Raw genomic sequence first — 23212 nt, forward strand, 5'->3', positions numbered from 1 at the left:
CGCACGTCGCCTTCCCACGGAGCGTCGGGCACCGACAGAGGGGAGACCACAGTGAACGCCGTGCCGGAGGAAGGCGCTGACCGCGCATCCGGAGAGACGCTTCTGCTCGACGTGCGCACCATGCCGGCCGCCGAGATCGCCGCCGCCCGAGACTCCGCGCTGAGCCGAAGTCTGCGCCGGGTGCTGGACAGCCTCGACGACCCGAACGGTGTGCTGTCTGCGTTCAGCTCGTTCGCCTCGTCATGAGCCGGCCGTCGGTCGCCGACGTCCACGCCGCGCAGCGCCGCGCCGCCCCCTGGCCGTACGCCGAGCTCGACCTCACCGGCCCCGCCCCGCACCCCGTCCGCGACGTGGTCCTCAAGGTCCATCAGCGCTGCAACCTGGCCTGCGACTACTGTTACGTCTACGAACTTGCCGACCGCTCCTGGCGCGACCGCCCGGCGGTGATGCCGGACGACGTGTGGCAGGCGACGCTGGCCGCGCTCGGCCGGCACGCGCGCCGCCACGGCCTGGACCGCCTGCGGGTGATCCTGCACGGCGGCGAGCCGCTGCTGCTCGGCCCACGCCGGCTCGGCGAGATGGCCGCCCAGCTGCGCGCCGCCCTGCCGGACGGTTGCCGCGCCGACATCGGTGTGCAGAGCAACGGGACACAGCTGAGCGACACGATGGTGGCGACGCTGGCGCGGCACGGGATCCGGGCCGGGATCAGCCTCGACGGCGTGCCCGCCGACCACGACCGGCACCGGGTCACCCACAACGGGCGGGGCACGTCGGCCGCGGTCGCGGCGGGGCTGCGCCGGTTGCAGGCGGCGCCTTCGGCGTACGCGGGTGTCCTCTGCACCGTCTCCCCCGACACCGACCCGGTCGCCACCTACGCCTACCTGCGGGAATTCGAACCGCCGCTGATCGACTTCCTGCTGCCGCACGCCAACTGGACCACTCCCCCGGCCCAGCGCGGGCACGGTGACTGGCTGGTGGCCGCGTTCGACGCCTGGTACGGCGACACCGCGCCACCACGGGTCCGGCTCTTCGACGACCTGCTCGACATGCTCTTCGGCGGCGCCGGGCACTCCGAGCAGGCCGGCCTGAGCCCGATCGCGCTCGCGGTGATCGAGACCGACGGCGCGATCGAACTGGTCGACTCACTCAAGAGCGCCTACGACGGCGCCGCCCGCACCGGCCTTGACATCCGCACCGACGAGCTTGACGACCTGCTGACCGATCCCGGGTACGCCGCCCGTCAACTGGGCACCGACGCGCTCGCCCCCGCCTGCCGGGCCTGCCCGGTCCAGCAGATCTGCGGCGGCGGCCACTACGTGCACCGCTACCGGGCCGGCGCCGGGTTCCGCAACCCGAGTGTCTACTGCGCCGACATGTTGCAACTGATCGGGCACATCCACACGCGGGTCACCGCGGACCTGCAACGACCTATCGGAGCGCCGTCGTGACCACCACCTATCACCAGCTCGCGCCGGAGCAGTTCGACCTGCTGGCCACCGGGGGCGGCGGGGCGTCCGGCGTGACAGCGCTGCTGACCGCGCAGCGCAGCAAACACCTGATGATGATCGGCTACCTGCTGAGCAACTGGCCGGGGCCGGACGGCGACCGGCTGGCCGCCACGCTGGACGCGGTCCGCGCCGCCGACGTGCTGAGCGCTCCCCTGGTCGGCGCGTGGGCGTCGATCGCCTGCCGGGCGGTCCGGCACGACAGCTTCGCCCGGGCCGAGTTCACCCAGCTCGGCGCGGTGCTCGTGGTGGCCGGGGCGGCCACCGGCATCGACGTCGAGGCCGAGGTGCCGGTCCGGGACGGGCTGGTCGCGCTGCCCGGCGTCGGCGCGGTGCCGGTGCCCGGCGGCGACAGCACCCGGGCGGCCGCCCGGGACGGCCGGATCACCGTCGACGGCGGCCCGGCGGCGGGAATGCTGCCGGTGCGATACCTGACCTCGGCGTACGGCGAACGCACGATCCGGCTCGGGCTGGACGACCTCGACCCGTACCGGCACGGGCACCACGCGCCGCCGGCCCCGCGACTGTCCGCCGGTGAGGTGGCCCGCTGGCAGCGCCTGCTCGACGAGGCCTGGACCCTGCTGGCCGCCCGGGCGCCGGAGCGCGCCGACGAACTGGCCGCCGGGCTGCGCACCCTGGTGCCGCTGATCGACCAGGACGGGCAGTCCTCACGCAGCGCCACGCTCCGGCACGCCTTCGGCGCCTTCGGCCTGACCCGGCCCGCCTCGCCGACCGAGTTCGCGGTCACGCTCGTGCACGAGTTCCAGCACTCCAAACTCAGCGCCGTCCTCGACCTGACCACGCTCAGCGACCCGGACGACGAGCAACGCTACTTCGCGCCGTGGCGGGTCGACCCGCGGCCGCTGGCCGGGCTGCTCCAGGGCGTGTACGCGTTCGTCGGCGTGGCCGACACCTGGCGGGCGCTGCGCGGCGACGCCGCCTCCGGTGCGCTCGCCGAACGGGAGTTCGCCAAGGCCCGGCTCCAGGTCGACCGGGCGCTGGACACCGTCGAACACGCCGGCGCGCTCACCGCGGACGGCCGCCGGCTCGCGACCCGGCTGCGAACCGTCGTCGACGGGTTCCTGGCCGAGACGGTCACGCCCGCCGCAGCCGGCGAGGCGGAGCAGGCGCTGGAGCGTACCCGGCAGGCGTGGTTGACCCGTAACGCCTGAACGCACGGGCTCTCAGGTCGGCGGCGGCTCGATGTCGCCCTCGCTGCGCAGGCCGTTCTCGGCGGCGACCACCTCGGGATGGGTCGGGCCGAGTGACCGCCGCAAGCCGGACAGCGACTCCTGCAACAGCGCCTCGGCCTCGATCCGGTCACCGACCGCCCGCAGGTCGTGCGCCAGATTCACGGCCCGCATCAGCACGTACGGGTGCGCGGCGCCCTCACGAGCCTCATGCCCACCACCCGCGATCCGCTGGCTGGCCTGGATGATCCCGGTGGACAGGCGCAGCGCCTCGTCGTGCCGTCCGGCCAGCGACAGGTCGGTCGCGTACGCCGTGGCCGCGCACAACGTGTACGGATGGTCCTCCCCCAGCACCGCGGTCAACGACCGGTAGGCGGCCTCGTCCCGCTCCCGCGCCTCGTCGTGGCGTTCCTGGGCGCGCCACACCATCGCCCGGTTGACCCGGGCGACCAGGGTGAGCGGGTGCTCCTCGCCGAAGTCGGTCGCGTACCGGGTGATCGCCGTGTCCAGCAGCCCGTCGGCCTCGGACAGCTCGCCCAGCTGCCGCAGGGCGTTGGCCCGGCTGACCATGGCGGCCACCGTGTACTCGTGTTTCTCGCCGAACCGGTCCTCGGTGGCCTGGTGGTTCTGCCGGATCACCTCGAGCGCCTCGATGATCCGCCCGGCCTTGCGCAGCATGATCGCGTGGGTCCGCGCGGCCAGCAGCACCAGCCGGTGACCCGGTTCGAGGGTGTCCTGCAACGGCTGCAACCAGCGTTCGAGCTCGGCCAGCCCGGTCTTGTAGGCGCCCATCCCGTAGTAGTCGCGGGCCACGTTCATCCGTGCTTCGAGCTCGCGGAAGTCGGCGCCGCCGGCGTCCTGCCAGTGGCGCACGGTCTCGGCGTCGATGGCCAGCGCCCGGGTGAAGTCACCGATCATCCGGTAGTTCACGGCGAGGTTGGTCCGGGCTCGCAGGGTGTAGGTGTCGGTCGGCCCGAACAGGTCCACGTGCCGGTCGACGGACTCCTGCTCGAACTCCAGCGCCTTCGGGTAGCTCCCGGCGATCCGCAGGTCGGCGCCGACCTGGTTGCCGGTGATCAGGGTGAACTCGTGGTCCGGGCCGAGCAGTGGGCTGGTCCGCATCCCGTCGTACGCCTCCCGGGCCACCCGGGCGGCGTAGGCGCTGTCACCCAGGGTCCGGGCGGCGTTCGCGACCTGCCCCTTGGCCAGCAGGGTGAACTCCCCGGACGGGCCGAGCCGCGGGTGCCAGTCCTCCGTCTCCCAGACCTTCACCGCGCCTTCGGCCATGAGCCGGCTGTTCTCGTAGTCGCCGTCGAGGTAGAGCAGGCGGGCGTGGTCGAGCACCGCCTGCCGGGCTTCGACGACCCTCGAATTGACCATGTCGGCGGTGGCCAGGTGCGGACCCACCTCCCGCTGGCGAGCGTGTTCGGTGGGGTGCTCGTCGGGGTCGCCGGGGTTGGCCCGGGCCAGCAGGTTCTGCACGTCGAGCAGGGCGGCGGCGGCCTCGTCGGCCGGCAGCGTCTCCCGCAGCACCACCTGCACCAGCCGGTGCACCTGCAACCGCTGGGCGGCGTCGAGCTTGGCCAGCCCGTGCCGGTTCAGGTCGCGGGTCAGCCGGTTGGTACGGACCGAGTTGCCCAGCGTCTCCCGCAGCGGCTGCCGGATGTCGGCGTCCTTGCCGTACCGCAGCAGCGAGACCGGCACCGGCTCACCACCGAGGTAGGCGAACAGCTCGAACATCTGGGCGGTCGCCGGTGACTCCGCGCGCAACCGCTCCAGGGCCAGCTTGACGAACCCGACCACCGACCACGGATAGTTGGCCGGCTTGCCCTCGGCCAGCAGCTCGGCGATGTGGCCGTCGAGCAGCTCGATGTACTCCTTGATCGGCATGGCGGTGGCCAGATGCCACGCCACCGCCTGCTCCAGCGCCAGCGGCAGGTCGTGGAGCTTGCCGGCCAGCAGATCCGCCTCCTCCGGGCTGATCCGCGACGGCTGGTCCTCGCGGTCACGGCTGCGCTTGCGCAACAGCTCGACGCTCTCGGCCCGGTCGAACACGTCGACCACGATCGACGGGCCGATGGCCGCGAACTGCTGGTTACGGGTGGTCAGGATGACGTGCCCGCCCTTGGACGGCATGAACTGGTCGATGGTGTCCGGATCGTCGGCGTTGTCGTAGACGATCAGCCACGGGAAGTCACTGTCGGCGAGCATGCTCAGGACCGTGGCGGCGGTCTGCGGGCGGTCGTCGATGTTCGGCAGACCCAGCTGGTACGCGAGCCGCGCCAGCGACGACAGGATGGTGGAGGTCTGCTCGGCGGCGACCCACCAGATCAGCTTGTACTCCTCGGCGTGGCGGTACACGTACTCGATGACCAGCTGGGTCTTGCCGACGCCGCCTAGGCCTTGCAGGGTCTGCGGCAGCACCGACGCCTTGGAGCTGGTCCGGACCGCTCGCTGAAGCTGTTCGAGCAGCTCGACCCGCCCGGTGAAGTTCCGGTTGCGGCCCGGCACGTCACCCCAGATCCGCCCGGTCTCCGGGGCCGGCGCCACCGGTGCGGGCACCGCCGGCACGACCGCGCCGTCCGGGTGCAGCGCGGCGACCGCGGCCGGCGTGACGCCGAGACCACCGGCGACCGAGTCGATCCACGCGTGCAGCGCCGCGGAACGGTCCTCAGCGACCACGTGGGCCAGCCGGTCGACGAAGGCGACCAGCGGCGGAACCCCGTGCGGCGGGCTGGGCAGGCGCTCGGCGATCCGGATGACCGCCACCATGTCCCGCCACACCTGCACCGAGCTGAGCTCGGGAACCTCGCTCAGGTCGCCGATCGCGTCGAACAGATCCTTGACCGGGATGTCGACGAGCGCCCGCCGCAACGCCTCACGATCGGGCCCAGACAGCAGCACGGTGCCGCCGCCGACGATCTCGTCCGCCGCGGTGGCCGCCCGATCGCTGGCCTCGCTCGGATGGTGGCGACGGATGTCCTGGACGAGCAGCCGCAGCGCGCCGGTGTAGATCACACACGACCGCAGCACCGAGGCCAGGTCGTCACGGGCATCGGCGGCCCGGGGGAAGTCGGTGGGACGGCGCAGGGCGGCCGCCAGAGCTTCGACGTGGGCGTCACGCTCCCGCGAGTCGGACATCGCGGGCACCACGAGAAGCAACTCGATCAACCGGTCGAGCTGGCCCCGGCCAGGCAGCACATCCGACACGGAGTTCTCCCCGTCTGTCGTGTCAACGCCACCAGCAGGCTAACCGAAATGGACAGGCGAGGAAACGCTCACGGCGCCCAGCGCGTTTTCGTACGGCCGTGCCGGGCCGGGTGACGGGTCAGCCCTCCGGTCACGTGCGGCGTCGCTTCCGGTGGCTCGGCTGAGGGCCGGCGGGCGACGCGGCGGGCTGGCCGTTCGCTGAGGTCCCGCGGCCGAAGAGGCGCGCCAAGCCCTGCTTGACGCCGTCCTGGGCCATGGCCAGGACGAGCGCCCACACGAAGGCGAGCACCCAGCCCGTCCACTCGGCCAGGGACACCTGGGCGATGCTCCGGACCGGCTCGTGCCGGGAGACCGGGCTCAGCAGGCTCAGCTCCACCGCGGACTGACCGCCGACGATCCGGCGCTGCTCGCCGGCCGGGATCTCCCTGGCCTCGCTCGGTGGGTCGGTGGCCGCGACGACGTTGCTGCCCGCCTCGATGATGATCTCGGAGTCGTCGGCCGGGGTGAAGACGACCCGTCGCGCCCAGGGGGCCGGGGAGCCGGGGCCGGTGGAGGCGCTGAGCGGTCTCGCCCGGTACAGCTCGATGTCGGGGATCGCCAGCGACTGCCGGGACACCAGCGGGAACATCCCGGTCTGGGCGGACTCGGCGCTGCGGCGCCTGGTGAAGACGGCCTTCTCGCCGTCCAGGATGCGGGTGAAGGTCCAGCCCTGCTTGGCGAGGATGCCCTCCAGGGTCCGGAGGTCCTCCTCGAGCTTGCGGCGGAACTCCTCCCGGTTCGCCGGGTCGATCCGGTCGCCGAACCAGGCGCCGTCGTCCGACACTGCTTCGACGACCCGGTCGGCCGGCACGGTGATCTCGTCGACGATGTCCCACTGGGCGTTGTCGGCGGCGAGCGTGGCCGTCACTCGGTAGTGGATGCTCCAGCCGAACTCGGCGGGGGCGCACCCGGCCAGCCACAATAGGGCGATCACCAGGGTGAAGGCGCCGAACTTGAGGCCGTAGGAGATGCGCCAGAACAGGAACGCGAGCAGCACACCCACCCCGACCGGCACGATGAGCCGTACGTTGGCCGCGACCAGGGCGAGGGTGCCGACCGTGACGACCAGCAGCGCCATCGACGTGTGCCGCTGTCTGCGCTCCATGCCACTGATCTTGCCCTAGACGCGCTACCCGGGGATTGTCGGCTTTCCGCGGGTTCACATGGTGGCGTTGTTGAATGCGTGGCGCCATTCGCTCGGGCCGCTGCGGCGCCCGTCGGGGGCTTCCGCGGTGACCCGCCAGCGGAACTTCTGCCAGCCCGGCCAGGCCTCGCTGAAGGTGGTGCCGGACACCCGGTGGGTGGCGACCGGCTGGAAGCTCACGCCGTCGCCGGCCTCGGTCTCCAGCGTGTACACCGATGCGCCGGCCACCGCCTGCCAGCCGAAGTTGACCGTGTCGGGGACGGTGTAGACGATCTGGTCGGGCGGGGTGACCAGCATCGGGCTGCCCAGTGGGGCCGGGGCCGTGGTGGTCGGCGACGTGGTGGCGGGCGACTTCGCACCCGGCTCGGACGACTGCGGCTCGCGCCTCGAAGTGCCGCCGGTCTGCTTGGTGAGCGGCTGGAGCGGGGCCGGGACCACCGCGGCCGGGGGCCCGCCGCCGGCCGGCGCCGGTGACGTCCCGGTGGTGGCCGGGGGCGACGGGACCTCGGACACCGTCGGGGACACCAGTGGCCGGGTCGCGTCGGTCCGTTCGGTGGCCGCGTCGCTGGCCATGCTGTTCATCAGGCCGACCGTGACGGCGGCGCCGGCGGCCAGGCTCAGGGCCAGGGTGCCGGCCACGGCCGTCCGCCGGGTGGAAGGCGACAGCGGCCGGCGGGGTCGGCGTCCACCCGGGTCGGCACGCTGCGGCGGCCCGGACTGCGGTGGGCCGGACTGCGGCGGAGGCGACGGCCGGGACTGCCGCGGTGGGGGCGGCGCCGCATGCGCCCGGTTCGGCGCGAACGCGTACCCGGAAAGGCTGTTGCGCACTGCCTGCTGGGGTTGCGGCAGGTCCTTCGCGGCGAGTTCCCGGCACAGGTGGTGGAAGGCCTCGTCGAAGCCGAGGTACGGCCCGGCGCCCGGCAGGCCGTCGCGCAGCAGCCGGATCAGCTCGCCGGAGAAGGCGGTGTGCTTGTCCTCGGGGGGCGCCATGGACGGCTCGTTCTCGGCCGACGACGTGAGCACGTAGGCGCCCTCCACCGCGCTCACCGCGCCGATGCTGCCGCCCATCATGTTCTTGAGCGCGCCGCCGCTGTAGCAGCAGTCGAGGACGACCATGTTGAGCTCCGCCTTCGAGTGCTGCTGAACGGCGGCGCGCACGTAGTCGTACGGAAGCGCGGTGTGTGGCTTTTGATCTCCGGTCTGGCCGAGGCCGAGGTGCAGCCGCCCGCGGTCGTCGAGGAGCCCGTGCCCGGCGTAGTAGACGAGGAACGTGTCGGTGGCCGCCTGGGCGGCCTTGTTGATGGTGTCGATGATGTCGGCCGGGCTTCTCGGCTCGGCCATCACCACGCACCGGTCCCTGGGCAGTCCCCAGACGAGCGGGTCGGTCAGCAGGTCACGAAGGTCGCTGATGTTGTGGATGACCGCGGGCAGCGGCTCCATGCCCTCGAAGCGGCTGCACCCGATGAGCACGGCCATCGAGGTGGCGGGGTCGGGCAGGCGCATCAGGGTGCGCCGTCCTCGAGGAGCTTCTTCGCCTCTTCGAGCACCGTCCGGTCGGTTCCGGTGACGGTGACCTCGACGTCGCCGCGCCGGATCCGGACGCTCTTCACCTGTTTGCGGGCCTGCATGAACGCCGCGACCGCGACCAGCAGGTTGCCGACGTCGAGGGCCTTGTCGGCGACGAGTGTGATCAGGTCGGCGGTGGTGCCCATCGTGCCCCGTGCGGCGGCGGCTGTGGTGAGGCCGACGGTGGCGTTGCGGCGGATCGCCGGTTTCGCGATCAGCCAGTCCCGCAGCAGCACAAGGTGGTTGCCGTCACCGTCGACGGCGATCTCGAACAGCACAGAGTCTCCCGCACAGGAGGAAGGAAGGGCAACGGTCCGAACGCCGTGCCGGGGCACAAGCTACCTTTCCGGAACTGCGTGAAGCCGTCGCCGGACTCGCACGGGGAGCAGGTTCGCCCGGCCGGATGACAGCCTCCGGCACCACGCGAGTCGCCGCCGATGGCATCCGTTTTGCTGCAATATCTGCGGTATGGGCATTGTCACCATCGACGAGTACAGCGAGCGGAACACGCAGCTGCTGAACCGGCACCGCATCAGCCGCCGCTCGGCGTTGCAGGCGGTGATGGCCGGGGCCGGCGGGCTCGCTGCGAGCCAGTTCCGGCTGGCCGGGGCGGCGTTCGCGGCCGGCGGCGGCCGGACCGGCAAGGCCGGCGTGGTCGTCGCCGGCCGGCACCTGTCGTTCGTGCCCGGCGCCGACGGACTGCCCGGCAACACGATGGCCGTCACCGCCCAGCTCGTGAGCAGCACCGGCAAGCTCCCGAAGGATCTGCGTGCCGTCGTCGAGGTCGGCAGCAAGCCCGGCGACTACGGCACCCGCCACGACGCGGCCATCCACCACCTCACCGGCCTCGACAAGATCGCCGGTGGCCCGGTGTGCAGCCAGTTCTACGTCAAGGCCGTGCTCGGCAAACTCGACCCGGGCGCTGTCCACCACTACCGGATCCGGCTCTCCGACGGCACCGTCAGCGGCGACGCGCACTTCTCCGCCGCGCCCGCGACCGGCGTTCCCAAGCCCTTCACGTTCACCGCCTTCGCCGACGTCGGCACCCACAACGCGCCGACCGACCCGCGTTACTCCTGGCACCAGCAGCCGGCCGCCGTGCTGCGCGCCGAAGGCGCCTGGCCGGCCGGCGTGTTCGACAACAACTCCTACTGGAGCACCGACCCGATCGCCGGGGCCGGGGGCACAGATCCCTGGCCGGCCGTCACCCAGGTCGGCCTGATGGCCACCCAGCGACCGGTGTTCACACTGCTCGCGGGCGACATCTGTTACGCCAACCCGACCGGTTCCGGCCTGCCCGCCGACAACACTCTCGCGATGTCGAGGACCGCGCCGCCGGGCCGGAACATGTTCAACCCGTACGTCTGGGATGTCTTCCTGAATCAGATCGAACCGCTGGCCGCGCACATTCCGTGGATGTTCACCACCGGCAATCACGACATGGAGCCCATTCACGGCTCGCACGGTTACGGTGGCCATCGTGCCCGGCTCGACATGCCGTCGAACGGGCCGCACGACTGCCCGTCGGCCTACCGGTTCGTCTACGGCAACATCGGTTTCCTGTCGATCGACGCCAACGAATTGTCGGCCGAGTTGCAGACCAACACCGGCTACTCCAAGGGCGCGCAGGCACGGTGGATCGAGAAGGCGCTGGCCGACTGGCGGTCCGGCAGCAGAATCGACTTCATCGTCGCGTTCTTCCACCATTGCGCGTACGCGACGTCGAACAACCATGCCTCCGACGGCGGCGTGCGCGACATTCTCGACCCGCTTTTCTCCCGCTACCGGGTCGACCTGGCGATCCAGGGACACAACCATCAATTCGAAAGGACCGATCCCATCCGGTACGGCCGGAAGACCCGCTCGGCACCGGACGGCTCCACCATTCATCCGGCGGTGGACGGGGTGACCTACATCTGTGCCGGTTCCGGGGGCCGGCCGCGCTACCCGTTCCGCCCCGCGCCCGGTCCGGCTGCGCCCGCACCCCACGGTGTCAAGGTCACCGGCCCGCAGGCGCTGGCCGAGGGTGAGCGCTACCGCGGCTACCGGCCGGCGAACCCGGAGAACACCACCGAGACCGTGGCCAACAGCTACGTCTGGGCGGCCACCCCGGCCAGCACGGCCAAGGGCGGGCAGGTGAGCGGGACACGGGTGCCGGAGTCGGTCGACTGGTCGCAGGTCCGCTACGACGGGTACGCCTTCCTGGCCATCGACGCGGTGCCCGCGGCGCCGGGGAAGCCGACCACCCTGACCGTGCGGACTCTCGCGGACGGGCTGCCCGGGACGAAGCAGCCGTACACCGAGATCGACCGGATCGTGCTGGCCCGTACCGCCGGGCACGGCCGGCTCACCGACGGGCTGACCTCGACCCGCCGATGAGCCGGCCCGTGTCAGCGTTTCCAGGTACGGGTGGCCGTGGTCGCCGTGTTGCCGGCCCTGTCGACCGCCCGGATCTGGATCTTCATCGTCTTCGGGAACTTCGAAACCTTGATCTTGAAGACGTACGCCGCGGCGACGTCCTTCGCCACCACCTTGCCGTTGATGAGCAGCTCGACCCGGGCGACACCACTGGCATCCCCCGCCGACACCTTCACGGTCACCGTGCCCTTGACCTTGGCACCGCTCTTCGGCCCGCTGGTGATCTTCACGGCCGGCGCCTTGTTGTCGGCGATCAACTGCCGGTTGAACGTCGCGGTGTTGCCGACCCGGTCGACGACCCGCCACTGGAAGGCGACCGCCCCGTTGCCCTTGCCGCTGTTGTACTTCACCGCGTAGGGCGCCGTGCTGTCCCTCCCGACCAGTTTGCCGTTGGCGTACAGCGCCGCGTAGGAGACGCCGGAGCCGGAGTCGGTCACCCCCGTCGCCGTGACCGTGACCGTGCCCCGGAACCGTGCGTTCTGTCCGGGCGTGGCGCCGGTGATCCGCGGCGCGGTGACGTCGACCTGCCCCATCGCCGCACCGGCGCGGATCTCACCGAACTGGGTGAAGCCCGTGGTCTGGGTCGGCTTGGCGGTCGAGGTGAGCGCCCTGGTGAGCGCCGCCGCACTGGCGCCCGGGTACTTCGACTTCAGCAGCGCGACGACCCCGGAGACCAGCGGCGCCGAGCCGGAGGTCCCGCAGAACACGTCGTACTCGTCGCCGGTCTCGGGCGTCGAGTAGCCGGGGAGGTTCGCCGCGATCGAGCACCAGGGCGCCGCCACGTCGACCCAGTCCGGCCCGTAGTTGGTGCCCTCACACCACAGCCAGCAGAAGATGTACGGCTCGCTGTCCTCGTCGGTGCCGCCGACCGCGAGCACCCCGTCGAAGGCCGCCGGGTAGAGCTTGTCGGACACCAGGTCGTTGCCGGCCGACGCGATGACCAGTGCGCCCTTGCTCTGGGCGTACGCCACGGCGTCCTTCTGCACCTGGGTCGCCGTGTAACCGCCGAGCGAGACGTTGATGATCTTCGCGCCCTTGTCGGCGGCGAACACGATGCCCGCGGCCGAGGTGCTCGACAGTCCGCTGCCGGTCGCGTCGAGCGTCTTGATCGCGAGAACCTTGCAGGCCCAGCAGACCCCGGCCATCCCGGCGCCGTCGTTGCCCCGTCCGGCGATCAGCGAGGCCACCGCCGTGCCGTGGCCCTCGTCGTCGGCCGGGTCGGCGTCGTTGTTGACGAAGTCGTAGCCGGGCACGACCGCCCCGGCGAGGTCGCCGACCGGACTCACCCCAGTGTCGACCACCGCGACCGTGACCGCCGAGCCGGTGGTGGTGCTCCACGCGTCGGGCACGGTGATCTGCGGCAGTTCGGTCTGCTGCGCGTACAGCGGATCGTTCGGCGTCACCGCGGTGGCCGTGACCACCGCGTCCTCCTCGACGTAGGCGACCCGTGGATCGGCCCGGAGGGCGGCCGCCACCCCGGCCAGGTCGGCCTTCGGCACGGTGACGGCCTGGGCGCCCAGGCTCGCCAGCGAGGCGTTGGCCCGCCCGCTCAGGCCGGCGGCACGCAGATGCCCGGCCATCGCCGTCGCGCTGGTGCCGGCCCGGTAGCCGACCACGTGGCGGGCCGGCCCGCCCGCCGGAGCGGCCCGGTCGATGCGGCGGGCCGGCGAGGCGGGCTCGGCCGACGCGGGCGCCGCCTTCGCCCCCGCGATCCGGCCGGCCATGTCGTCAGCGCCGTCGGCACGAGCCGGTCCTGGCACGATCCCGAGTGCCAGGACCACGGCCGACGCCATCACGGCGGCCAGCCGACGAGATCCATTTCTGAGCAAGAGCTGCCTCCCCAAGCAGGTCCATGTTGGACCCGGAGCTTATGGGTCCCGGCGCTCGCGGTGGTGATCGTTTGGACACCGCTGGACAGAGCAGCGCAGTCGAATCGTCCGTGCAGAGAGGGAAATGAGAATGAAACTGCGAAGGATCGCCGGCAGTCTCCTCGTCACCACGATGGTGGCCACCGGCTCGCCGGCCCTGGCGACACCACCGGGACCGGGCATGACCGCCACCGTGATCAGGAAGGTCACGGCGGGCGGCACCGACTGGATCCTGCGGGAGATCACCATCCCGCCCGGCCAGGCCACCGGCTGGCACTGGCACAGCGGCCGGGTGTCCGGCCTGGTCAAGGCAGGGACGCTGAGCCATTACGGCGCCGACTGCAAATCCGACGGCGTGTACCAGCCCGGCGGCGTCATTCAGGAGTCGAGCGGCCCGGGTTACGTCCACATCGGCGTCAACCACGGAACCACACCCCTGGTTCTCGAGGTTCTCTATGTCCAGCCGGCCGGTTCACCGTTCGCCAACGACGCGCCGAATCCCGGCTGTGGCTTCCAGTGAGAGTCAGGTGGGATCGGGGACGCCCTGGGTGAGCGCCGCCTGGACGATGCGGACGGCCTCGGTGGCGTCGATGCCGACGCTGGCGATGACGGCGGCGTACTCGGCGGCGGCGCGACGGGCCCGTTCCCGCCCCTGCTCACCGGCCGCCGACACGAACGAGCCGGCCGCGCCGCGGGTCTCGATCAGCCCGGCCTCCTCCAGCTCCCGGTACGCCCGGCCGACCGTGTTGACCGCCAGCCCGAGGTCCCCGGCGAGCCGGCGGATGGTCGGCAGCCGGGCGCCCACGGCCAGCGTGCGGTCCTGGATCTGTGCGGCGAGCTGGGCGCGCAGCTGCTCGAACGGCGGGACGGGCGAGGCCGAGTCGATGACGATCATGCGGCTCACCGGGCGCTGGAGCCGCGCCGGGCGGCCAGGGCGGCGCGCCCCTCCCGGGCCGTGATCAGGACGAGCGCGACAGTGCTGAGGACGATGAAGACGAGCCAGCCGGTGTTCCACGGATCGAGCCCGGTGTCGAAGACCGACACGACCGGCAGCGACCACACCACGGTCGGCACGGCCATCTCGCGCGCGTCCTCGACCCGCATGAGCAGGTCGGCCTTCAGTGTGCCCTCGTCGTCGGCGACCACCGGGTGGGTGAACACGTGGCGCAGCTGGACGGCCGTGCCGACGGCGACCCCGCACAGCCCGATGAGCAGGATGACCGCCGCATATCTCGCGGCGCCGTCGCGCACGGTCAGCGCCGCGACCGTCAGCACCGCACCGCCCGCGTAGGTGACCGCCAGGAACGCGGCCCGTGGGACGCCGAGCACGGTCCGCCAGCCGGGCCGCACGGTGTGGGCCGCCCGTCGTGGCAGGTCCGCGCCGGCCTGCTGGTCGACCCGGCGCACCCATCGGTTCAGCAGCCCCAGGCCCAGCACCAGCCCGGCGACCAGCCCGGTCAACGCCACCAGTTGCGGGCCGAACCCGTCGTCGGCGGGACGGATCGGCAGGGCGGACACGTAGACCAGGGCGGTGGCCATCAGGAACAGGGCCGGCAGGATGGCGGCGCCCAGGCGCGCACGCCGCCGGACCGTCAGGCGCGCGGCCAGCATCGGTGTCGGCGTGACGCCGGTCAGGCCACGCGCGGCCAGCCAGAGCCGCGCAATCTCGAGTTGTGTCGGACGTACCTTCCCCGGCATGGCAGCCTCCCCGCCTTGTCGCAAACCTTGTCTCACCATGTTGCGACAAGACTTGCGACAAGTCAAAGCCGCCGAAGGATTACCGAAACTTCGATCCCTAACTTGCCGTGCATGAGAACAAACCGATTCGCCGTCCTCGTCGCCGGACTCCTGGCCGCCGCGGGTGTGCAGGTAGTCGCCACCCCCGCCGAAGCCATCCCGGGACGCGTCCGCGTCGTGGCCACCTCGGCGAACAACAACGCCGCCTTCAAACAGGTCAACCCCGTCTGTCCCAGCGGGACCCGGGTCGTCGGTGGTGGCGGGTGGGCGTTCGACAACGACGCCAACAAGGTCCGCCTCATCCGGCTGGAACCGCTCAGCTCGACACAGAGCAGCTACTTCGTACAGGCCGAAGCCGAGATCGGATTCACCGGGAACTGGTGGCTGGAGGGTTACGCGATCTGCGCGACCACACCGGCCGGCCACCAGATCGTGCAGGCCACGTCCACCGCGGCCTCCAGCACGTTCGTCTCCAAGTTCGTCGACTGCCCGACCGGCAAGAAGCTGCTCGGCACCGGCGCCACGATCCTCAGCGGCAACCACGAGGTCGGCCTGCAACGCATCGGCGCCGACAGCGGCCTGACCCGGTCACTGGTCACCGCCCGCGAGGACGCCACCGGGTTCGCCGGCAACTGGACGCTCACCGCGTACGGCGTCTGCGCCAACCCGGTCGCCGGCGCCAATCTCAAGACCTTCCAGACCTCGGGCAGCGTGGCCAACTCCTCCTGCACCAGCGGCTCGGTCCACACGGTCGGCGGCGGCGGACCGTTCTTCGACGCCGGCCCGGTGTTCCTGATGAAGCTCTTCCCGTCGAGCAACGGCAGCAGCATCGGCAGCGCCATGAGCGGCACCCCCTCACACGGCATCACCGAGGTCAACGCGATCTGCGCGCCCTGACGCTCTGAGCTGGCCCGGCATCGGAGTGCCGGGCCAGTTTCGCGCGCACCTCCCCGGCCGGCAGGCCCAGCTCGTCCAGCAGGACCACCGCTTCCCGCCAGGCCTCGCACGCCCGCCGCTGGTCACCGGCCGCGCTGCACGAGTCACCGAGCAGAGTCAGGCACTTCGCCTCCTGCGGCCGGTCATGCGCCTCCCGGAACAACCGCACCGCCTCCGCGTAGCCCTCGGTCGCCGCCACCCGCTCGCCGCGCTGCTCGTTGATGTGCGCCATGTTCAGCGACGTGTTGGCCTGGCCGTGGACGTTGCCGATCTCCTGACAGAGCCGCAACGACGCCCGGCACGCCGCCAGCGCCTCGGTGTACCGGCCGACCTGGCCGAGCCCCCAGCCGATGTTGTTCAGCGCCCGGGCCTGGCCGGCCTGGCTGCCCGATTCCCGGTAGAGCCGCAACGACGCCTCGTCGTGGAGCAGCATCGTTTCGAGGTCGCCGCGCCGCGCGTACATCCGGGCGAGGTTGACGTTGGTCTGAGCGGCACCGGCCAGGTCGCCGGCGGCGTCGAAGAGCGCAAGAGCCGCAGTCAGGTCGTCGCTCGCCTCGGCGTCCCGGCCCAGCACGTCACGCACCCGGCCCAGCGCACGCAACGCGTGCGCCTCCCGCAGCGGATCGCCGAGGCGGCGGGCCGCGGCGACCGCGCTGCGCTGAGCGAGCTCCTGGTCGTTCCACCGGCCCTGCAGGTTGAGGACGTTCGACAAGGTCCACGCCAGCTGCCAGACCGCCGGGTCGGTGACCCCCTCCCCCACCACCGCGAAACCGCCGATCAGAGCATCGTGCTCGGCGGTGAACCAGGCCAGGGCGGCATTACGGTCGGCGAACCGCTCGGCGATCACCCCGGCCGCGCCGGACGGCGGTTCGATCGGTTCGCGGGAGGGGTAGACCAGCAGGTCGGCGCGATGCGCCGACTGCACATAGTGGTCCAGGAGGCGGGCACAGGCACGGCCGGCCTCCGGGTCACCCTGGGCGAGTTCTCTGGCGTACGCGCGGAGCAGATCATGCATCAGCCAGCGTCCCGGCAGGTGCTCCTGGATCAGGCTGGCCTCGGTGAGCACGGCCAGAGCCGCCTGCGCCTCGGCGACCGTGACACCGGCCAGGCTGGCCGCGGCCGGCGCCGTGACGTCCGCGCCCCAGTGCACGCCGAGCAGCCGGAACAACGCCGCCGGCCGGGCGTCCAGCGCACGCACCGAACAGTCGAACACGGCCCGGATGTCGATCGCGGCGTCGCCCCCGGCGAACCCGTACAGGGTGGTGTCCAGCTCCGCCGCGAGCTCGGCCAGCGACGACGCGGGACTGAGCACCGCACGCCCGGCCACGATCGCCAGCGCCAGCGGAAGGCGGGCGCACCGCTCGACGAGCCGCCGGACCGCATCCGGCTCCGCGGCGACCCGGGATCCGCCGATACGCCGCGCGAGCAGCCCGGCCGCCTCGTCCGCGGTGAGCAGGCCGAGTTCCACGGGCTGGGCGTTGTTGAGGGCGATCAGCCCCGGCATCTGATGACGGCTGGTCACCACCACCACGCATCCCGGCGAACCCGGCAGCAGCGGCCGCACCTGGCCCACCTCGCGGGCGTTGTCCAGCACGACCAGCATCCGGCGGCCGGCCAGCAGGCTGCGGTACAGGGCGCCGCGCGCCTGGAGACCGTGCGGGATGCGTCCCGGTTCGACGGCCAGCGCTCCCAGCAGGTCCAGCAACGCCTCGGCGGGACTCAGCGGCGGCGCCTCCGGGTCGTAGCCGCGCAGGTTCACGTACAGCTGACCGTCCGGGAAACGACCGGCCACCTGGTGTGACCAGTGCACCGCCAGGGCGGTCTTGCCGACGCCCGCGGTGCCGGTCACCGACGAGATCACCACGGCGGTGGCCTGTTCCCGGTCCAGCGCGGCGTCCAGCCGGGCCAGATCCGCGACCCGCCCGGTGAACGTCTGCGGCGCCGCCGGAAGCTGCCGCGGGACCAGCGGCGACGGCGGCGCCGGGACCTCCCCGGCCACGATCTCCTGATACAGGTCCCGCAGCCCGGCGCCCGGATCGATACCCAGCTCGTCGGCCAGCCGGGCCCGCAGCCGCCGGTACCGGTCCAGCGCCGCGGCCGACCGGCCACTGCGGTGCAACGCGGTCATCTCCTGCGCGGCGACCCGCTCGTCGAGTGGATACCGGACCGAACAGCGGGCGAGATCACCGAGCAGCAGCGTGTGTTCGCCACGGCGCAGCGCGACGTCGTTGTGGTCGAGTTCAGCGGCGAGCCGGTCGGCTTCGAGTGCCCGGCGCACATCGTTGAACCAGGGCGTGTCCAGCGTCGCGAACGGCTCACCCCGCCACAGGCGGGCCGCCGCCGCGAAAAGCCGCGCCGCGGTGGCATCGTCGGCGGCCGCCCGCGCCTCTGCGACCAGCCGCCGGAACCGGTGCAGGTCCACCGTGTCCGGATCGGCCAGCAACGTGTATCCGGCCGGACCCCGCTGGATCGGCACGCCGGCCAGCACCTGCCGCAGCCTCGACAGATAACCCGCGAGGGCGGTCCGCCCGTGCCGTGGCGGTTGCCCGGCCCACACCCGGTCGATGAGCGCGTCGGCGTGCACCGGCTCGTTCACATCGACCAGCAGAGCCGCAAGAACCGCCCGCTGCCGAGCATGCCCGACCCCGGCAGCCACACCGTCCACACTCGCCGCGACATCCCCGAGCACCCGAAAATCGACCGCCACCCATACCTCCCGCGCGATTATGCCGGGCCGGGCACACATATCGCGCCAAAGGCCGCCAACAGCAGGAGAGCTTCCGGCGGGCACGGTCCGCCGGCCGTCGCCCAACACTGGAAAACGCCTGCCTTTACCGCGCTCAGCGACGGCTGAGACCGTGAGCCGTCGCTGAGCGCTGGAATACCGGCGGTTTTACCGCGCTCAGCGACGGCTGGCGGTCTGGGCCGACCGGCAACGCTGGGAGTTCTAGGCGCAGGGGTCGTCGAAGGGGACGTCGGGGAACAGGGTGCGCCAGAGTTCCGGGGTCAGGACGCCGCGGGTGCTGCGGCAGATCCGGTCGGCGCCGGACCGGGGATCCAGATCCCACACCCGGGCGTACGCGTCGGCGACACTCACCAGCGACGTCCCGTCCGGGCTGAACAGCAGCCGGTCGATGTAGCGGGAGTGCCCGGTCAGTGGCTCGCCGATCGGGCGCCCGGCCGCCGGGTCGCTGACGTCCCACAGCCGGATCGTGTGGTCCTCGGCCGCGGTGGCCAGGGTCCGGCCGTCCGGGCTGAACGTCGCGGTCGTCGGCACGGTGCTGTGCCCGGTCAGGGGCCGGCCGAGCGGCGTCAGGGTCCGCGCGTCCCACAGCTCGATCGACTTGTCGAACCCGGTCGCGGCGATCAGCTTCGAGTCCGGGCTGACCGTGACCGCGTAGAAGCCGGACGTCATCCGGCTCGGGCCGGTCTCCTTCGGTCGCGGGCGTGCCGGATCGCTGACGTCCCACGCCCACATTCGCCGGGTGTCGCCGGCGACGAGCAGACGTCCGTCCGGGCTGAAGGCGGCGTTCGTGACGACCTCCGCCAGTGGGGATCCGATCGGGCGCGGACGGCGCGGGTCGCTGACGTCCCAGAGCCGGATGTCCCCGCGGACTCCCGAGGTGACCAGGACCTTCCCACCCGGATGGAACGCCACCGTCCGCATCGGCGTGTCGTGCGCCTTCGTGACGGCGCCGAGCCGAACCGGGTGGTCGAGCCGGCTGATGTCGGTCAGTTCGATTCCGCCGGACGTGCTGCCGGAGGCGAGCAGCCGGCCGTCGGAGCTCACCCCCATCACCAGGACTCCGGTCTGGCCCGTGGTGATCGTCTCCGCGCGGCGCGGAGCACCCGGGCCGGACAGGTCCCAGGTCCGGATCCGGGCATCGTTGCCGCTCATCAGGAGCCGCCGGCGGTCCGCGAGCAGCACCCCGTCCGAGTCGTCGTTCGCGCTGGCCAGCATGCTGGGCGGGAACCGCCACAGATACGCGACGCCGTCGTCGCCGGCGGTCACCAGGTGCGCGCCGTCCGGGCTGAACGCAGCCGTCCAGCCGGTGCCGCCACGGCTGGCCGGAACGGGCGAGACCAGCGGGTACGGGCTCCCGGTGTGGATGGTGTTCCACAGCGAGATCCGGCCGTCCAGCCCGACGGCGGCGAGCCGGTTACCGGTGCTGTCGAACGCCATCCCGCCGTAGCCGCTGACCGGCCCGGCCAGCGGCGTCTCGATCTGCTGGGCGGCGGACGGGTCGGTCACGTTCCACAGTCGAACGGTGCCGTCGAAGGAACTGCTGGCCAGCACCTGGCGACTAGGGGTGAAGGCCAGCGCGGTGATCTCCTGGGTGTGCCCGGCCAGTGGCGCGCCGATCCGGGCGGCCCGTCGCGGGTCGGACATGTCCCAGAGCTGGATCGGCCCGTCCCGTCCCCCGGTGGCGAGCAGGCTGCCGCCCGGTTGGAAGGCGATCGCCTCGATCGCGCTCCCGGTGACGTGGTCGGTTCCGACCCGGACGGGCTTGGCCGGGTCGGCGACGTTCCACAGCCGCAGCGCCGGGTCGGCTCCACCCGCGGCCAGCACCTGGCCGTCCGGGCTGAACCCGACACTCCAGATCGCCCGGGACGAGACGGTCAGTTCAGGCGTGTACGGGCGGACGTCCGCCGGATCGGTGACGTTCCACAGCCGTACCCGGCCATTGATCGTCGCCGTGGCCAGGACCGTCCCGGCCGCGTTGAACCGCACCGATCGAACCTGGTCGCTGTGCGTGAGTGGCTCGCCGATCCGGACCGGCCGGTCCGGATCGGTGGTGTCCCAGAGCCGGACGGTGTGGTCGGCGCTGCCGGTGACCAGCAGGTGCCCGCCGGGCTGGAAGGCGGTGGACCAGATGGTCCGGGTATGGCCGCGCAGCGGTTGCGCCAGCACCGCGTTCTCGGCGTTGATCAGCCGCGACCGGGTCGCCTCGTCCGGTCGCCGGTGGTGCACGACCAGGTCGAGCTGGGCGGCGAGGGAGACGTCGAGCCCGCGCAGCCGGTCGGCCTGGGCGGCGATCTCGTTGGTCACCGCCTCGTCACGTTGCCGCAGCGCCTCGGCCCGCTGCTGGGTGGCGACCACCGCTCCGGTCACCGCGAGCAAGGTCAAGATCGCCAAAACGACGAAGGCGGCGCGGCGGGTACGGACGGCCCGGCTCTCCTGCCGGTCACCGGCGCGCAGGAAGTCGTGCATGTCCGCGTCGAGGTCGTCCTCGTGCAGGCCGGACCAGGTCCGGGCGTCCTGGAGCCGGCGGCCGCGGAACAGCAGCGACGGATCGCGGTTGCCGGCGCGCCAGGCGGCCGCCGCCTCCTCGATCGACCGCCGGGTCGCCGTCCCGTCGGCCCGCAGCCACTCGCCCATCTGTTTCCAGGAGCGGATCAGCGCCTCGTGCACGATCCGGACCTGCTTGTCGTCGACGGAGATCAGCCGGGCCTCGGTGAGCGCGTCGAGTGCCCGCTTCGCCGCGGCCGGGTCCCGCCCGGCCTTGTGGGCGTCCGCGAGCGGCAGCGGCCGCCGGGTCGCGGTCTCGGGCGGGCCGTCGGTCATCCGGAGCATCAGCAGGTGCACGGCCCGCTGCGCGGCCGGGTCGAGCCGGTCGTAGAGGTCGTCGGCGGCCTGGCTGATGGCGCCGGCCACGCCGCCGGTGGCGGCATATCCGGCCGCGGTGAGCACCCGGTTGCTGCGTTCCCGCCAGGTCTGAAGCATGGCGTACGAGAGGTACGGCAGGATTCCCGCGTCGTGCACCACCGCGTCGTCGTCGTGCGGGTCCGCCCCCACGTCACGCAGCAGCAGCCCGGGCAGCCCGTCCTGCAGGGCCAGATTGTGCAGTTCGGCCGGCCGCTCGATGGCGGCCCGCAGCCCGGCGGTCGTCATCGGCCCGACCACGATCTGGTCGTGGGCCAGCGCTGCTTCGAGCACCGGCAGCTGCGTGCACGGCCCGTGGAAGTCGGACCGCACGCAGATCATGACCATGACCGGTGGGGTGCCGGTGGCGGCCCGGTCGAGCGCGGCGACGAACGCCCGTTGCGTCTCGACCGTCGCGCCCTGGGTGAACAGTTCCTCGAACTGGTCCACCACGAGCACCTGCCGCTGTTCGGCGCCGGCACCCCCGAGCGCCGCGGACAGGGCACGGATCGGGTCGGCGCCCGGCGTCATCGAGGCGTACGCCCAGTTCGAGCTGCCGGGCAGCGCGCCCTTGCGCAGCGCCGGGATCAGCCCCGCGTGCACGACCGACGACTTGCCGCTGCCGGACGGCCCGATGGTGACGCACAGCCCACCGGACTCGGCCGCGCGGCCCATCCGGGCGACGAGAGCGTCGACCAGTTTCTCCCGTCCGAAGAAGACGTCCGCGTCCTGTTCGGTGTACGACTCCAGGCCGAGGAACGGCGAACGGTCGTCGTCGAAACCGTGTGGCAGGTCGGGCACCGGGTCCGCCTCGACGCTCCGGTAGGCGGGGTTGTCGGCGAGGACCAGGTCACCGAGCTGGTTGCGGCTCTGCAACTGCGGGACCGGCTGCCGGCGGCGGCTCATCCGGCGGGCCAGATGCTCGTGGACCACCCGGAGGGTCAGCCGGCGGGGGCAGCTGGGGTCGCCGTCGCGCAGCAGGCCGAGAACGGCCCCGGTCATCACGGTGTACTCGGCGTCCGCCTCGACCAGGGCGTGCTCGTTGCGGTCGGCGGAAGCCAGCAGCACGCCACGCCGGGTGACCGGGGCCGCCCGGTTGGCGAAGCAGCAGTCGAGCACGAGGATCACGTTGACCGGCGACTCACGCAGGTCGTGGGCCACGTCGGCGAGCCGCAGCGCATGGTGGGGCAGGTTCGGCGCCTCACCGCTGACCGTGGCCCGGGTGGCCAGGTACAGCTCCTTCTCCGAGGTGAGCACGCCGTGGCCGATGTACCAGATGAGCAGGGTCGATGTGGCCCGCCCGGCCGCGTCGAGGATCGCCTGCTGGAATTCGGCGGCCGACTCCGGGTCGATCAGGACGGTGGCGTTGTCGGCGGGCACGCCGCAACGCTCGACCAGCACGTCACGGACCGCGATCGCGGAGCGGGCGGCCGCGGGAACGTCCGGAAGCGACGATCCGGGCCGGTGTGTGGCGGTGCCGACCACCAGGGCCTGAACGTCAGCCCCGACGAGGTCGGCCATCCGGCCCGTCTTCCGGTCCGCGTTCCAGGTCCTCGAACCGTTGCACGAGTTCCTCGGTGAGCTTGGCCAGTTCGTCAGGCGTCAGATTGCGGTACCGGGACGCCTCGAGGGTGATGCTGGTCCCGTCCGGACGGGTGAACGTCAGGGTGATCTCGTTGCGCCGATGGCGCAGCCAGCCGATGATCAGGGTGGCGAGTGGGCCGGAGACCGAGGTGAGCACGACACTCAGGGCCTCGATGACCGGGCCGAGATGCCCGGGCGCCACCGGGGCCTCGACCGGGTGCACCCGGCCCAGGAGATCGTCGTCGGCGACGAGCCAGCTGCGCAGGTCCCGCAGCTCGTCACCGGCGCCGGGGCAGCCGTCAGCCGCGACGATAATCCGCATCCCGACATTAGACCGGGCCTCCGCGGCGAACGGCATCACCCCGGCGAGT

General features: G+C 72.2%; 16 protein-coding genes. 6 read left to right on the forward strand and 10 right to left on the reverse strand.

Annotated features, from left to right (window positions below; genetic code table 11):
• Positions 1–51: 51 nt before the first annotated feature.
• Genes fxsA through AB0E94_RS08625 form a run of 3 tightly spaced genes read left to right on the forward strand, consistent with a single transcriptional unit; the run spans position 52 to position 2677 of the window.
• Positions 52–246, forward strand: coding sequence for an FxSxx-COOH cyclophane-containing RiPP peptide (gene fxsA / locus AB0E94_RS08615; RefSeq protein ID WP_360324046.1), 195 nt, complete (start codon positions 52–54; stop codon positions 244–246).
• Positions 243–1448 (forward strand): FxsB family cyclophane-forming radical SAM/SPASM peptide maturase, encoded by a 1206-nt coding sequence (locus AB0E94_RS08620; protein ID WP_360324048.1) that lies wholly within the window; start codon positions 243–245, stop codon positions 1446–1448. Before fxsA ends, AB0E94_RS08620 begins: the two co-directional genes overlap by 4 nt.
• Positions 1445–2677 (forward strand): HEXXH motif domain-containing protein, encoded by a 1233-nt coding sequence (locus AB0E94_RS08625; protein ID WP_360324050.1) that lies wholly within the window; start codon positions 1445–1447, stop codon positions 2675–2677. Before AB0E94_RS08620 ends, AB0E94_RS08625 begins: the two co-directional genes overlap by 4 nt.
• Before the next feature lie 12 nt (positions 2678–2689).
• Here AB0E94_RS08625 and fxsT read toward each other — a convergent pair whose 3' ends face one another.
• The 4 genes from fxsT to AB0E94_RS08645 all read right to left on the reverse strand — a co-directional run bounded on the left by fxsT (position 2690) and on the right by AB0E94_RS08645 (position 8932).
• The gene (gene fxsT / locus AB0E94_RS08630; protein WP_360324052.1) at positions 2690–5905 is read right to left on the reverse strand and encodes an FxSxx-COOH system tetratricopeptide repeat protein; all 3216 of its coding nucleotides are present in this window, start codon (positions 5903–5905) and stop codon (positions 2690–2692) included.
• 130 nt (positions 5906–6035) lie between these two features.
• The gene (locus AB0E94_RS08635) at positions 6036–7049 is read right to left on the reverse strand and encodes a hypothetical protein (RefSeq protein ID WP_360324054.1); all 1014 of its coding nucleotides are present in this window, start codon (positions 7047–7049) and stop codon (positions 6036–6038) included.
• 54 nt (positions 7050–7103) lie between these two features.
• Positions 7104–8591 (reverse strand): caspase family protein, encoded by a 1488-nt coding sequence (locus AB0E94_RS08640; RefSeq protein ID WP_360324056.1) that lies wholly within the window; start codon positions 8589–8591, stop codon positions 7104–7106.
• Positions 8591–8932 carry a hypothetical protein gene (locus AB0E94_RS08645; RefSeq protein ID WP_360324058.1) on the reverse strand — a complete coding sequence of 114 codons (342 nt, stop codon included), beginning with the start codon at positions 8930–8932 and terminating at the stop codon, positions 8591–8593. The genes AB0E94_RS08640 and AB0E94_RS08645 overlap by 1 nt, the downstream gene beginning before the upstream one ends.
• A 190-nt stretch (positions 8933–9122) precedes the next feature.
• Between AB0E94_RS08645 and AB0E94_RS08650 the strand changes: the two genes are divergently transcribed.
• Positions 9123–11033, forward strand: coding sequence for a metallophosphoesterase (locus tag AB0E94_RS08650; RefSeq protein WP_360324060.1), 1911 nt, complete (start codon positions 9123–9125; stop codon positions 11031–11033).
• 11 nt (positions 11034–11044) lie between these two features.
• Here AB0E94_RS08650 and AB0E94_RS08655 read toward each other — a convergent pair whose 3' ends face one another.
• Positions 11045–12901, reverse strand: coding sequence for a S8 family serine peptidase (locus AB0E94_RS08655; RefSeq protein WP_360324062.1), 1857 nt, complete (start codon positions 12899–12901; stop codon positions 11045–11047).
• Between the two features lie 130 nt (positions 12902–13031).
• Here AB0E94_RS08655 and AB0E94_RS08660 point away from each other — a divergent pair, with 130 nt between their 5' ends.
• Positions 13032–13460 (forward strand): cupin domain-containing protein, encoded by a 429-nt coding sequence (locus AB0E94_RS08660; RefSeq protein ID WP_360324064.1) that lies wholly within the window; start codon positions 13032–13034, stop codon positions 13458–13460.
• A 3-nt stretch (positions 13461–13463) separates the two neighbouring features.
• On the opposite strand, the gene AB0E94_RS08665 is transcribed toward AB0E94_RS08660, so the two are convergent.
• Positions 13464–13835 carry a GntR family transcriptional regulator gene (locus tag AB0E94_RS08665; protein ID WP_360324066.1) on the reverse strand — a complete coding sequence of 124 codons (372 nt, stop codon included), beginning with the start codon at positions 13833–13835 and terminating at the stop codon, positions 13464–13466.
• Between the two features lie 5 nt (positions 13836–13840).
• Positions 13841–14638: a hypothetical protein gene (locus AB0E94_RS08670; protein WP_360324068.1), complete on the reverse strand. Its 798-nt coding sequence runs from the start codon at positions 14636–14638 to the stop codon at positions 13841–13843.
• Positions 14639–14749: 111 nt separating this feature from the next.
• Between AB0E94_RS08670 and AB0E94_RS08675 the strand changes: the two genes are divergently transcribed.
• Complete coding sequence (locus AB0E94_RS08675) at positions 14750–15574, forward strand: hypothetical protein (protein ID WP_360324070.1); 825 nt, start codon at positions 14750–14752, stop codon at positions 15572–15574.
• Here AB0E94_RS08675 and AB0E94_RS08680 read toward each other — a convergent pair.
• The 3 genes from AB0E94_RS08680 to AB0E94_RS08690 all read right to left on the reverse strand — a co-directional run bounded on the left by AB0E94_RS08680 (position 15552) and on the right by AB0E94_RS08690 (position 23163).
• Positions 15552–18320 carry a BTAD domain-containing putative transcriptional regulator gene (locus tag AB0E94_RS08680; protein WP_360324072.1) on the reverse strand — a complete coding sequence of 923 codons (2769 nt, stop codon included), beginning with the start codon at positions 18318–18320 and terminating at the stop codon, positions 15552–15554. The genes AB0E94_RS08675 and AB0E94_RS08680 overlap by 23 nt on opposite strands.
• A 240-nt stretch (positions 18321–18560) precedes the next feature.
• Complete coding sequence (locus tag AB0E94_RS08685; protein WP_360324074.1) at positions 18561–22778, reverse strand: caspase family protein; 4218 nt, start codon at positions 22776–22778, stop codon at positions 18561–18563.
• Positions 22756–23163, reverse strand: coding sequence for a hypothetical protein (locus tag AB0E94_RS08690; protein WP_360324076.1), 408 nt, complete (start codon positions 23161–23163; stop codon positions 22756–22758). The genes AB0E94_RS08685 and AB0E94_RS08690 overlap by 23 nt, the downstream gene beginning before the upstream one ends.
• Positions 23164–23212 lie beyond the last annotated feature (49 nt).

It is taken from the genome of Actinoplanes sp. NPDC026670, from assembly GCF_040638175.1.
Classification (GTDB): Bacteria; Actinomycetota; Actinomycetes; order Mycobacteriales; family Micromonosporaceae; genus Actinoplanes.